The organism is Jatrophihabitans lederbergiae, assembly GCF_031845305.1.
GTDB lineage: Bacteria > Actinomycetota > Actinomycetes > Mycobacteriales > Jatrophihabitantaceae > Jatrophihabitans_A > Jatrophihabitans_A lederbergiae.
In genome coordinates this window covers 1-12,625 of the sequence record NZ_JAVREH010000076.1, presented here as the reverse complement: position 1 = coordinate 12,625, position 12,625 = coordinate 1, and the positions used below count along the sequence as shown (strand labels likewise).

Annotated in this window: 12 protein-coding genes; 5 read left to right on the top strand and 7 right to left on the bottom strand. The window is 66.0% G+C overall.

Annotated elements, in window-relative coordinates:
- Together RM423_RS22755 and RM423_RS22750 are read right to left on the bottom strand one after the other, a co-directional pair.
- Positions 1 to 437, bottom strand: a 437-nt coding sequence (locus RM423_RS22755; RefSeq protein ID WP_311425336.1) for a HigA family addiction module antitoxin, incomplete at its 3' end; no start/stop codon positions are given.
- 71 nt (positions 438 to 508) lie between these two features.
- Complete coding sequence (locus tag RM423_RS22750) at positions 509 to 850, bottom strand: type II toxin-antitoxin system RelE/ParE family toxin (RefSeq protein ID WP_396327831.1); 342 nt, start codon at positions 848 to 850, stop codon at positions 509 to 511.
- Between the two features lie 245 nt (positions 851 to 1,095).
- Here RM423_RS22750 and RM423_RS22745 point away from each other — a divergent pair, with 245 nt between their 5' ends.
- The 3 genes from RM423_RS22745 to RM423_RS22735 are packed head-to-tail and all read left to right on the top strand — an operon-like array spanning position 1,096 to position 3,346.
- On the top strand, positions 1,096 to 1,458 hold the full coding sequence (locus RM423_RS22745; protein ID WP_311425335.1) for a multiubiquitin domain-containing protein: 363 nt from the start codon (positions 1,096 to 1,098) through the stop codon (positions 1,456 to 1,458).
- Positions 1,455 to 1,904 carry a hypothetical protein gene (locus tag RM423_RS22740; RefSeq protein WP_311425334.1) on the top strand — a complete coding sequence of 150 codons (450 nt, stop codon included), beginning with the start codon at positions 1,455 to 1,457 and terminating at the stop codon, positions 1,902 to 1,904. The genes RM423_RS22745 and RM423_RS22740 overlap by 4 nt, the downstream gene beginning before the upstream one ends.
- Positions 1,901 to 3,346, top strand: a complete 1,446-nt coding sequence (locus tag RM423_RS22735; protein ID WP_311425333.1) for a HesA/MoeB/ThiF family protein — start codon at positions 1,901 to 1,903, stop codon at positions 3,344 to 3,346. Before RM423_RS22740 ends, RM423_RS22735 begins: the two co-directional genes overlap by 4 nt.
- 265 nt (positions 3,347 to 3,611) lie before the next feature.
- Here RM423_RS22735 and RM423_RS22730 read toward each other — a convergent pair whose 3' ends face one another.
- The 4 genes from RM423_RS22730 to RM423_RS22715 form a co-directional block, all read right to left on the bottom strand.
- A complete protein-coding gene (locus RM423_RS22730) occupies positions 3,612 to 4,919 on the bottom strand; it encodes a tyrosine-type recombinase/integrase (protein WP_311425332.1) in 1,308 nt (435 codons plus the stop codon).
- Positions 4,916 to 5,977 carry a tyrosine-type recombinase/integrase gene (locus RM423_RS22725; RefSeq protein WP_311425331.1) on the bottom strand — a complete coding sequence of 354 codons (1,062 nt, stop codon included), beginning with the start codon at positions 5,975 to 5,977 and terminating at the stop codon, positions 4,916 to 4,918. The genes RM423_RS22730 and RM423_RS22725 overlap by 4 nt, the downstream gene beginning before the upstream one ends.
- 889 nt (positions 5,978 to 6,866) lie before the next feature.
- The gene (locus RM423_RS22720) at positions 6,867 to 8,105 is read right to left on the bottom strand and encodes a hypothetical protein (RefSeq protein WP_311425330.1); all 1,239 of its coding nucleotides are present in this window, start codon (positions 8,103 to 8,105) and stop codon (positions 6,867 to 6,869) included.
- On the bottom strand, positions 8,102 to 8,686 hold the full coding sequence (locus tag RM423_RS22715) for a hypothetical protein (protein ID WP_311425329.1): 585 nt from the start codon (positions 8,684 to 8,686) through the stop codon (positions 8,102 to 8,104). Before RM423_RS22715 ends, RM423_RS22720 begins: the two co-directional genes overlap by 4 nt.
- Positions 8,687 to 9,152: 466 nt before the next feature.
- On the opposite strand from RM423_RS22715, the gene RM423_RS22710 reads away from it, so the two are divergent.
- Together RM423_RS22710 and RM423_RS22705 are read left to right on the top strand one after the other, a co-directional pair.
- Positions 9,153 to 10,250: a hypothetical protein gene (locus tag RM423_RS22710; RefSeq protein ID WP_311425328.1), complete on the top strand. Its 1,098-nt coding sequence runs from the start codon at positions 9,153 to 9,155 to the stop codon at positions 10,248 to 10,250.
- 199 nt (positions 10,251 to 10,449) lie between these two features.
- A protein-coding gene (locus RM423_RS22705) for an IS3 family transposase (RefSeq protein WP_311425327.1) occupies positions 10,450 to 11,564 on the top strand; the annotation gives its coding sequence in 2 pieces (ribosomal slippage) (positions 10,450 to 10,723 and positions 10,723 to 11,564; 1,116 coding nt in all).
- Positions 11,565 to 11,651: 87 nt separating this feature from the next.
- Here RM423_RS22705 and RM423_RS22700 read toward each other — a convergent pair.
- Positions 11,652 to 12,413, bottom strand: coding sequence for a hypothetical protein (locus RM423_RS22700; RefSeq protein WP_311425326.1), 762 nt, complete (start codon positions 12,411 to 12,413; stop codon positions 11,652 to 11,654).
- Positions 12,414 to 12,625 lie beyond the last annotated feature (212 nt).

Sequence of the window (12,625 nt, the reverse complement as noted above, 5' to 3'; positions counted from 1 at the left end):
CTAACTCCAAAGAAGGCCAGCAGTTGTTGTAGTAGTGCGCCTGGGTCTCTGGCGGTCGCGGTGACATGGCCGAGCTTGCGAAGGGTCTTGATTGCTGGCGCCGGGATGGCGTCTAACCAGTCCGTACGCGCGGTTAGCCCGACCTTCTCATCGGACCGAGCGCGATGGTCTCGGTATTGGGCTTCTAGCGCGTTCCAGAACCTGGCTGGGACGCCGGTCGCTCGCTCGAGTGCGATGGCGGTTTCGTGGGTCAGTGCGGACTGACCCTTGATGATCTGGTTGACATGTTTGCCCGACAGTCCTGTGCGTTGGGCGAGTTCTGCCTGAGTCATGTCGAGTGCGTCGAGGGTGTCGCGCAGAGTGTCGCCAGGCAGTGGTATCTCGGCCGGCTGCCACGGATACCACTCATCGGCCTTGGTGGGTGCGGTTTGGTTCATCGCTTCACCTCCTTCTCGTTGTTGTCCTAGAGCTGGTCCGTGCAGTCATAGCGCTCTCCCCTTGTTGGCGCTCATCGATGAGGGTCGGTGATCTCGACCACGGCGACGCGCTTGACTTGGTCAACGTCAACGCCGCCATCCTTCGTACGCGGCGTTGGCTCGTCGGCGACTTCGAAGATCATGCGCAGTCCTCCATCGATGTCGACGGAGAACATCTCGTCACGTCCTGCCTTCAGCTGGTGGCAGCGTGCCTGGCGCAGGAGGAACAGGTCCGCGATGCAGGTCGCCGCTGCTAGCTCAGCCAAGCGCCGCTGCAGCTTCGCGGAGCCGTTGGCGCCGAAGCGTCGGCGCATCAGCGATGGGTCGGAGCACAGCTTGCGGAGCTGAGCGTTGCGGAAGCCGACGTCCATCACCAACCGTATCCGTGCGAAGTTCTATACCTCTGAGGTACAGTGAGCGAGTAATACACCTCATAGGTACATGCTACTGCTCGACGAGAGGGGAGGTGCGCCTCGCATCGGTCGACGCGCCGACCAATGTCGGCCCTTCGCCTAACCGTCGAGCAGCGATCCACCCAACAGACGACGGCCCCCGCTTCCCTTGCCCGGGGCGGAGGCCGTCAACGCCGGCAGTAACCAGCACAGAGAGGTTCCCAGTCATGACCACAGAACACAACACCGGCCCGGGAGACCCCGGTCGCATCACGGCCGACATCGCCGCGATCGAAGGCGACGAAGAGCGACTCGCTCGCGACACCGAACGGCTCGAACGCGATCTGGAAGAACAGCACCGGCACGTCGACGTGCAGGTCAACAACAACCCGGTACGCCTTAACGCCCGCCGCGAGACGGGACTGCAGATCAAGGACGCCGCGATCGAGCAGGGCGTCCAGATCGATCGTGGATTCCAGCTTTGGGAGGAGCTCGGCGAAGGCCGCGAGCGCCAGGTCGGGGATACCGACGAGATCACCGTTCACGAGGGAGCCCGGTTCACCGCCATCGCCCCGGACGACAACTCGTGACCACAGCGGTAGTGGTCTGGTCGACGCGCGGCGTCGACCAGACCACGCTCGTCGCTGCCGTCACGCCGGCCGTCGCGACCGCGGTCGACGAGATCCGACGCGCCTTCCCTGACGCGTCCGTCCGCGCGTGGCCCGACGGCCAAGGTGGCGCGTTCGTGGTGATCGACGACGTCGAGCTCGGCCCGGCTTGGGCGCCGTCAAGCAGCTGGCTCGGTTTCATGGTCAGCTACCTGCACCCCGAAACCGACTGCTACCCGCACTACGTCGGCGCAGAGGTGCACCGCATCGACAGACAGGCGATGCAGGCTCCGTTCCACAGCGGGCAGACATTCGACGGTGCGCCGGCGATCATGGTCAGCCGGCGTAGCCCGGGTCGCGACCCGCTACTGGATACCCCGGCTCGCAAGACGCAGTCGGTCCTGCAGTTCATCCGGAGCCAGTCATGACTGGCACGCCTATCCTCGGCTCGGCCCCAGCCATAGCGCTCAAGGCAGGCGAGGGACTGTGGGCTGAGGTCACCGCGCATGTCCTTGCCCCGGATGGTGACGAGCACGGTGGTGCGCTGTTGTGCGGGCTGGCAAGGAACGCCAAGGGCGAGACACGGCTGTTGGCCCGGCGCTTCGTGCCCGCGATCGACGGGACGGACTACGTCCCGGGCAGCCGAGGCTATCGCGCCCTCACGCCCCAGTTCATCCGCCGCGTTGTTCGTTTGGCGGCCGAACAGCGGCTGGTATGCCTGTTCGTCCACGGCCACGGCTCCGGAGACTCAGTCGACTTTTCCGGCAGCGACCTCGCCTCCCACGAGCGCGGTTACCAGGCATTGCTTGACATCTCGCAGCAGATCGTGGGTGCCTTGGTTCTGGCCAGCAAGGCCATCGCGGGCGACATCTGGATCCCCGGCCAAGGCCGGGCGGAGGTCCACACCACCATCGTCGTGGGCGCGAACCTCACCCGACTCGCGCCCCAGCCCGTCGGCGTTCACGGGCATCGCTTTGAGGACGACCGTCAGACCCGCCTGTTCGGTGACCTCGGGCAACACATCCTCCGCGGCGCAAAGATCGGCGTGATCGGGACCGGCGGAGCCGGCATGCTCGCGATCGAGTGGCTATCTCGACTCGGAGTCGGCGAGGTCGTGGCCATCGACCCCGACCGGGTGGACCTGACCAACCTGACACGCCTTCCCGGTGCCACTCGACGCGATGCATTGTCGCTCCTGACGAGCCCCGGCCGCCCGAACTGGCTGCGCGCCCTGGGGAGGCGCCGAGCGGCGCCAAAGATTCGGGTGGCGCAGCGCCTGGCCAAGACTGCCGGTCAAGGAACGATGATCTCCGGCTTCGTCTGCAACGTCACCGATCACGACGCCGCCCACGCACTGACCGACTGCGACTATCTCGTTCTCGCGGCAGACACCGCGACCGCGCGACACCTCGTCAACATCATCAGCCACCAGTACCTCATCCCGATGATTCAGGTCGGCGTCAAAATTCCCGTCGATAAGGACGGCGGCGTCGGCGACCTGTTCGCTGCAATCCGGCCCGTGACACCCGAAGCCGGCTGCCTACGATGCGCCGGCCTCATCGACGCCAACCAGCTGGCCGTCGAATCACTGCCGGACCCACAGCGGCGGCAAGCCGACTACGGAACCGGCCAGCCAGCCCCCAGCGTCATCGCGCTCAATGCCACAGCGGTCAGCGAGGCCATCACTCGCCTCATGTTCGCCCTCACCGGCCTCAACCAGACGCCCGAGATCCTGCACGTACGACACCACGCACGGCGCGGCAACCGGATCCTCGGTGAGCCCAGACGAGACTCTGCTTGCCCAGTCTGCGGAGTCAACGGAGTCGTTGGATTGGGCGATCTGCAACCGCTGCCACTACCGCGGACGTAAATCCCCTTGGGCTCCAGAACGGTCGTCACCACATCAAAATCGACGCTCGTGATTCGGCCCCCTATGGGCGTCAAGCGGGCCTGACGCCCAGCGACCTCGAGTCGTGACAAGGTCGCCGACCGACTCGGCGACAGTCCCGTCGGATCGGCGATCGGCGCATGGGCTGCTCACCGAGTTGTGGGGAACACCGGCGAACATATCGTCGCCGCATCAGCAGGTGGAGCCGCCCTCCCGAGAGCGCATAGTCGTTATACGGGTGATCGTGTCAAGTTGCAGAGTCATCGACCTGTCCGATGATCTTGGTGAAGAGTTCGGCTCGTTCGGTCTGGCCGTGGTCGGCGGCGTGGTCGCGTTGCCGGGTGAGGATGGGCAGGAACTGGGTGCTGGTGCGGAAGTAGGCGCAGGTTTCGCATGCTGATTCCATGCGGCAGTCGAGTTCGACGCGTCGGGTGCAGAGGCCGTTGCCGAGCATCCGTGCGTGGGCTTCGCGCCGCAGTCGGGCCATGCCGGTGGTCTCGTAGTCCGCTGGCAGCGCCGGCGGTGGTTGTTGGCCGTAGAGGGCGTCGATCTTGGCGCTGACGGCGGCATATTCGTCAGCGACGACCCGGTTGGCGATGCGGGCATAGATCAGGGTCATCTCCATCTTCTTGTGGCCGAGCAGCGCGGCGATCGCTTCCAGGCGCATCCCGCGGTTGATCGCCTGGGTGGCCAGGGTGTGTCGCAGCCGGTGCGGGTGGACGCCAGGGACTCCGGCGGCATCGCCGACACGGTGCACGATGCGGCTGATCGAGTGCCGGTTCATCGGCCCGCGGTGATCAGCGACCAGGCGCTGGTGTGCGCGGATGTGCTCGAGGTTCACTGCGGTCCACTCGCCCAACAGGGTGACCAGCTGCGGATGCAGCGGAACGTAGCGGTCGTTGCGCAGCTTGCCCAGCGGGATGCGTAGCCAGTGATTGCCGCCGATCTGCACGACCGAGTCGGCCTCGAGAGCGACCAGCTCTCCGACGCGCATCCCGGTGCGAGCCAACAGCTCGACCACTAGCCGAACCCGTGGGTCGGTGGCTGCACGGGCCGCAGTCATGAACTTCGCCGCGTCCTGGTCGTCGAGGAAGCGGGGCAGCGGTTCGGGCTTCTTGGGGATGTCGCCGCTGATGACCGGGTTGCGGGCCGGGGCGTCGGGCCAGTCCCACTCGATGATCCGCTCGAAGAACGCCCGCACCATCCGCAGCCGTTGGCGGTGGGTCTCGGGTGAGATGGTGCCGCCGCGCGGGTGCGGCTTGTTCGCCAACCAGACCTTGAAGTCCTCGATGTCATCGCGGCGCACCGCCGCGACCGAGTCCAGCCCGGCGTCGGTGATCATCCACCGGGCGAACTGGCGCACCGAGTTCTCCGCGACGTCCACGCTCCTCGGCGCCTGGAACGCCGCCAGGCGCTGCAGGTAACGCTGCATCGTGCCCGCGATCTGCGGTGCCGCGGCGTGGATCTGCCCCCATTGCGCTGCGGCGGTGGTGCCGGCGACGGTCCGGTCGGCAACCGGCGCTTCGGCGTGCTCTCGTTCCCGTGGCGCGCTCATCGGGCGGCCAGGTCTTGGAGGGCGAGCATGTCCGCGACCGCAGCGACGTCGGCGTCAATCAACGCCGCCGCTCGGCGGTATTCGGCGGCGAGCCAGTCGTTAGTCAGATGCAGATAGACCCGCGTGAACTCGATCGAGAGATGCCCGGCCTGAGCCTGCACCGCCTCCAACGCCATCCCGGCTTCCCGCAGCCGCGTCAGACAGGTGTGTCGCAACTGGTGACACGTCGCCCTGTCCAGACCGGCCCGCCGGCGGGCGCCGGCCATGATCTCGTCCACACCCTCTGCCGACAGCGGCTGCCCACGCCGCGGGCCCTTCAACGCCACGAACACCCGGTCGGTGGCAAGGGCGTCGGGTCGTTCGTCGTGCAGGTAGTCACCGAGAGCGTCGAAGAACCTGTTCGCCACCGGCACCACCCGGTGATGCCCGCCCTTGCCCTCGACGATGAACACCCGACGATCGGCGACCTGCACGTCGCCCAGTCGCAGACCGAGGACCTCGCAGCGGCGTAGTCCGCCCAACAGCATCGCCAGCACCATCGCCCGATCCCGTTCCGTGCGCAGCGCCGCCACCAGCCGGTCGGCCTCGGCTGGCGAGAGGATCGTCGGCAACGTGCGCGGCACCCGCACCAGCGGCGCGGTGCGCGACGCGCGGGTCCCGCCCGCGCGTCGGGTCGACAAGCCACGCGGCACCGGATTCGTCGCAACGACCGTGTCGCCGCGCGCGATCAGATACGCATAGAACCCCGACACCGACGACAACCGGCGGGCGATCGTGCGTGCCGACAGACCCGACTCCCGATCAATCATCCGCACCACCGACCGGTCACCACGCTGATCGGCCAAGAACTCGAACACGTCGGCCGGCCGCACCTCGACCGGGTCCTTCGCTACAACCGTGAAGAAGGTCTTCAGATCGAAGGCCACCGCCCGCAGCGTGTTCGGTCGAGCACGCCCCGCCACGAACTCCAGATACCGATCCACTAGCGGATCGCCAAGTCGATACCGCACCGCACCCGACGTCGACACCGAGCGCACCAAGCAAGGGAAAGTAGTCATAACCGCACGCTGACAGCGGCCCGCCCGCCAGCCCGGAATGACACGAACATCACCCGTGTATTAGGCGTTCTTGAGCGCCATGGTTCGAAGGCGCGATCGGCGAGGTGCCGAGGCCCCCGTAGCTCCACCTCGACGCCAGCAATGCCGGCCAAGATTGAACTTCTGGCTAAGGGCGAGGGGTCCGAAGTGGACTGGATCTTGCCGATCTGGACGAGCCACGGGCACCCTGCCGGCCCGGAGGATACGAGCCGACGATGATGGCGACAGCTCTCGATTCTGACCCTGTTTCGCCGACTTCCTGACCCTGTTTGAAAGGTGGCAGAAACCCAGGCTCCAGTTTCGCTCCAGTACCGGCGAGTAACCCGGACGAATTGGGTGCCCGCACAATCGGACATAAGAACAATTTCGGGCGGCGATAGTACCGCAAACTGGTCTAATTCGGGGTGGTGGAGCTGAGGGGATTCGAACCCCTGACCCCCACACTGCCAGGCCGAACGTCCGCCCCTCTACAGGCGCCATGTTTGCTGAGGTATACGCATCTACCGGGACGAACCTGGTGCAGTTGACTGCAGTTCAGAGCCGTTCAAATCCGTTGCCCGCAGATCGATCCTCCAAAAATCCTCCACCCGAAACGGTGCGCGACTCTAATCGGCTTGTTCCGACGCTGCGCCAACTCAACGACGCGCTGACAGAAGTTCCGGCGGATACACGCCGTCAGGACTCCTCTCTTCAGCTGATCATCGCCTCAGAAGGGGACTCCGAGAAGTGAAGTGGGATCAGCCTCCTGATGGTGCTTGATTATTGCGGGTCGAGGGTCTAGCCGCGGAATGGTGCGGTGAGCGGCGGACGATCGCTGTGCACCTGCCTGATGGCAGCATCCGTGAGTGGCCTAGGGATCGGGAACGGCCGGCCCCGTAAGCGGTCTCGGGCCAGGGACGAGTCCAGCCTCCCCGGCCCGGTATGCCGTCGAGTAGACGAAGGTGTCGCCCTCGGCGAGGTTCATCGCGGACCCAAGTCCTTGGCCAGGCTCCACCTGTGCGACGAGGACGCGGGCATGGTCGATGAGCGTGGCGCGCATAGCCGAGACCGGCACCGGCATCCAGAGGCAGAACCCGACCAGCTGGTGGGTGAAGGTGATGGGTTCAAAGCCGGCGACGTCGAGACCGACCTCGAACCCGTGCTCGCCGCGTCGGGGCGTGAGCCACCCCCGGACAGCGCCTTCCGTGAACTCGGCCTCCAACGCGCCCATGTCCACGAAGCGGATGACACTGAGCTCGTTCTCCAGCAGCCGCCAGCGCAGGTCGCCGGACAACGGGTAGCTGGAAGGAGCCCAAAGCCGGTGATCGGCCGATTCGATGAGCTCGGAATACACCGCCATCGCGGGCATGGCGAGGTGCTCTCCGGTGGGCAACTGGTCCGCCACGTCGTCCAACACGGTGTCGCGGCTACAGGCGATCAGCGTGTCGTCGGTTCCGAAGGAGTGCGTGGCGAGCTTCGTCGGTGCGGCCAGACACCGCTCCAGGAGGTCCCGGACCGCCTCCCATTCGGGTTCCGGCAAGGGGAAGTCGTACGCCTCGCGCACCGGGCCCCCCTCCTCCTCGATACGGCTTCCGGTGAGGTACTCCTCCGTGCGCTCGCCCCGCAGCCGCTGGCGCGCGACCCGGCCGGAGGTGCTCATCCTCATCGGAGGGGTCCGGTTCTTGCACTCATAGACGCCGACCCCGCCGCCGCCCCACCCTACCAAGTCACCGATGCCGACGAGGGTAGTGAGGTCGGCAACGATGGGGACGGCGCCGCTCCTCCGCAGCGTCCGCGCGCACTCGAAGACGAAGTCGAAGTCCTCGCCCTGGGCGGACAGCGACGGCGGTCTGCCGGGGTGACGCGACAGCGCGCGGATCGTGTGAGCGGGCAGCAACGCATGGACAAGGGCGTCCCCGATCACCCGCAACAGGTGACGGTGCCACTTCAGCTCAGCCGAATCGTGCTGAGGCGAACCGGCCTCAGCGTCGATGATCGCGTCGGCGAGCCGTCGCTGCCACGCCACGACGTCGCCCTCACCGGGCAAGGCAGCGAACTCGACGATCAAGGACCGGCGCACCTCGGCGAGCGGGTCCAGCGTCCCGCTCATCGTTGCGATCCCTCGTCCTCGGGGTCGGACTCCGGCTCGCGGGCCAGGATGCCGACGTATTGGAGATCCCCGTTCGTGTCCCGCTGCATGCGGACGTAGGTAATGTCCTCGGAGCCGACGGCGCGGAACAGCTCTACGAAGCGGTCGACCGAGATGAAGAACAGCCCGCTGAGCCGCTGACGATCCGAGGCCACGTAGATGCCGTCGAAGTCCCCGGCTTCAGTCGCGGAGAGCAGCCAGATGTAGCTATGGACGACCTGGTTGCAGAGGTCGGTGATGGAGAGCATCGCCGAAGTACCGTGCGGGAAGTCGGAGTACTCCCAAGGTGTCGCCCGGGCCCAGATGTCGGGCCGACGTGCCGAGGTGAGCGCGTGGCGGGTGACCTCCCACTCGCGGGCCGCGAGGGCGTCGGACACCTTGCGCGCCTCGTGCAGCTTGCGGATGGCGTAGCAGCCGACCATGATCTCGCGCTCAACGAGGAAACTCGTGCGTTCCGTCCAGCGGCGCTGCGCCCTCCGACGCTCCAGCTCGTCGGCCGAGCGCCATAGCTGCTCGCGCCACGGGACCGAATCGTTGATCACAGCGTCCAAGTGTGCTGCACAGCCGCGACCCGATTAGACGCGAACCCCTCCGTCCGAGGCTGACCCTGTATCGAAATAGGGTCAGGTTCCGGTGTGGGGGTCCAGCCATCGGGTCAACGTGAAAGGCCCGGAAATACGGGCCTAGACACGCCTCTCGACGCCAGATGGAGCCTCCATCTGCCAGGCCGAACGCCCGCCCCTCTACAGGCCCCGGATTTGCTGGGGTATACGCATCTACCGGGACATACCCGGTGCAGTTGACGGCCGTTCAAAGCTGTTCGGAGCCGTTGACTGCGGATCGATCCTCCAGAAATCCTCCACCTGAAACGGTGTGTGGACTGACGGCCGCTAGCCAAGCAACCCCTCGCCCCTCGCTGCAGGCCGCTACAGAAACGGTGCCCATTGTGCACGTTGCGCTTCACGAACTCGCGCAGGTGCTTGCGGGCCACGTAGCGCATACTGGGGCGTGCGCCGTGTCGATGATCTTGGCCAGCAGCTCCGCACCGCTCGCGCGGAGCTCGAGTCCCTCCTCGTCGCCGAGTACACAGATGTCCAACTTGGCGCGATCGCCCGCGACGTCGCCGCTGCCTGGGAACGGACTCTAAAGGCAGCCGAACCGATGTGGAGCAACAAGCACCTCGCCCCCCTGATTGCTGAGCTGGTCGGCCTGCAGGTACCGCCGACGGTCACCGACGCTCTCGACCGCATGCGTCTCGCTGCGAACGCTGACAAGCACGACTCCACTCCGAGGCATGATTCAGAGCAGCTCATGGCAGACATTGAGACGTTGGTCCGAGGTATCTCGGACGTCGCCGGGGTCGTTCCAGACCTCGCCGTGGACACAGGCTCAGCGCCGCGTCGGCGCGTGTTCATCGCGATCTACGACTACGAGACTCACGGTGAGAGCGAGCTGCACATATTCCCCTCGAACGCGACGGTCCCGCGCTTCTACAACCGCGAGATGGACACGGTACAGATCGACATGCTGGCGATCGACCAGATTGCCGCCGACGCCGCCACTTTTGGGCTTTGGGAGTGGGATCCGCCCGCGTACGCGACCCTGACCGAGCAGTACCGCCGTGAATCCAGCCAGATCTACAAGTCGGCGTCATTCGTCGGCGACTATCGAGAACTCATTCGGCTGCTGGCCCGATCCCAGCACGCGCACGCCGACGGGCTGCTCCCGGGGCTACACCGAGCCGACCAATGGGTCTCAGCCCGCACCGCAGCAGCGATGGCCACGGTCGACTCCTCGGGAGGCGCAACGCCACCGACGTGGCAGTCACTCGCCCTTCGCCTCGAGGCTGAGTTCGGACTACCGCGAGACCGCCGTTGGACCACGCCGGCCGCAGAGGCGTTCACGGCTTTGGCTCAGGCGGCTGCCGCCGCAGGAGTTTACCGGCTGTACGGCCCGCTATGGCGTCACCCGCACGTCACCGAGTGGGCTAGACCGCCCGTGGCTGGCGACGAGACCTTCGCTGCCGCGATTACCGCTGACGGCTGTCTCTGGATCGCGGAGTTGCCGGGACGCCTGCCCGAATCAGACGAAGCCAGGAGCCGCTGAGCGGCGTCGGTGAGCGGCGACCGGCGAGTGCCGACCGCAACGCAGCGCATCAACCCCGCAACGCTCATTCGCGGCGCGAATCGCGCAGCGCCGGCCATCGCGTCGTCGACGAAGCCAGATTGGCATGACCCCCGCTGATTGATCCAGCTTGAGTGGGAGTCTTGATGTCCACGGAGGTGGACTGAAGGCCTCGATGATCATGACGACGAGGAAGCGGCACACCCCGGAGCAGGTCGTACGGAAGCTGGCGCAGGCTGACCGGATGCTGGGTGAAGGCAGAGACGTCGCCGACGTCTGCCGGGAGCTCTGCGTCGCCGAGCAGACCTACTACCGGTGGCGAAACCAGTTCGGCGGCTTGAAAGCTGACGACGCGAAACGGCTCAAGGAACTCGAGCGCGAAAACGCGACCCTCAAGAGGCTTCTGGCAGACGCCGAACTGCAGAAGGCAGCGCTGAGGGAGAACGCCAAGGGGGAATTCTGAGCCCGGCGCGACGCCGGGCGGCCGTCAGGCAGCTCATCACGGTGATGGGTGTGTCGGAGCGGTTCGCCTGCGTCGTGGTCGGGCAGAACCGGACAACGCAGCGACGAGAGCCGGCCGGAGCGACCGTGGCTGATCCCGATGCCGGGCTGCGGACCTGGCTGCGGCAATACGCCAAAGACCATCCGCGGTGGGGATTCCGGCGGGCGTATCACGACGCCCGCGGCGAGGGGTGGATCGTGAATCACAAGAAGCTGCAACGGATCTGGCGCGAAGAAGGGCTTCGCGTTCCTGTCCGGGCGCGGCGCAAGCGCGTCGGCTCCTCCACCGCACCCGACGCGCCGAAAGCCGATGCCCCGAACCGGGTCTGGGCGGTGGATTTCCAATTCGATTCCACCACCGATGGCCGACCGGTCAAGATCGCCTCGATCATCGATGAGCACACCCGCGAATGCCTCGGCGGCCTGGTGGCCCGCTCGATCACCGGTGACCAGCTCATCGACGAGCTGGACCGTCTCGCCGGCGACCGTGGCTACCCGGCTGTGCTGCGGTGTGACAACGGCCCAGAATTGGCGTGCTGGGCGATGGCTGAGTGGGCCGGCGAACGCACCGGGCTGTCGTTCATCCCGCCCGGTGAGCCGTGGCGCAACGGCTACGTGGAGTCGTTCAACTCCCGAGTCCGCGACGAGTGCTTGAACATCAACCTGTTCTGGTCCCTGACCCACGCCAAGATCGTCATCACCGACTGGAAGACCGAATACAACAATCACCGCAGGCACTCAGCCCTGGGCTACCAAGCCCCCGCTCGATACGCTGCCACCTGCACCCACCAATGAAACCAGGCGACTCTCACAAACCCTGGATCAATTCCTGGGGTCCCGCCAAGATCTCGTCAGACCGCCAGATCACGCCGATCGGCACAGTCAGTAAGTCGGCCGACGAACCAGCGCCGATTCGCCCACCGCTCCCGGCACGCCCGCCGCGCCGACGATGTCACGCAGGATGCCAACGTCGGTGGCTGTCGCCCAGGGTGAGGCGATCACCCTGCTAAACAAGCTCGCCACGTCGACGTCAACGAAAACGCCATCCGCGGGGACAGCGACACCGAACTCCTCAGCCATGCGGAGGGACAACGCGACACGAACCTCGGCCTCGTCACGGTACTCGACCCGCTTGCGGAAGAAGGCCTCAAGCATAAAGCCCTCGCCCACCTCAACCAGGTAATCGACGTACTTGACCTCGCCGACGTAGATCGTTTCTGTGCCGAACGTCGGCTGCAGGCGGAACTCGCCGAGCGATCGCTTCAATGCACCGACTGTCGACACCACAGCCACTGCGGCTGGCGATGACCGGGTATACCGCTCCCACATCGCGACGTTCTCGTAGCGGGACATATGCCAGCAGTTGATCTTGGTTAGGTGCCGCAATTGCTCAAACGCGGTCGAGAGTTGGCGCAGCCAGTGACTCTGGTCATCGAGATCATTCGGGAACAGCCTCGCTGCCTCCGCTACGCGCCTACGCTGGGCGCCGTCCGTGATAGCGCCTTCGAAGGCGTCGTCGAATTGGTGCGCGGCTGCGAAGTACAGGTGGCCGCCGAGCAGGCCACGGATGCGGTCTCGCGACATGTACCGCCAGATCACCGTGTCGTCGTCGACCGCATAGCCTGGCAGGTCCCGTCCAGTCACATCCGCGAGCGTACGGCCGCGCCGCGCGACGTACGTCTGTGAGTGTCGGTGGCCGGTCTGCGGAGTATTTCCTCGCGGCTGAGCATGGGCCTTCGCCCCGAAAAGTGGACACGCGATTTGATTGTTATGCGGCCGGTCGTAGCGTAGCCGCGGTGGTGGTGTTCTCGTAGGTGATCGGGCTGCGGTAGCCGCAGGCGGAGTGCCGGCGGCGG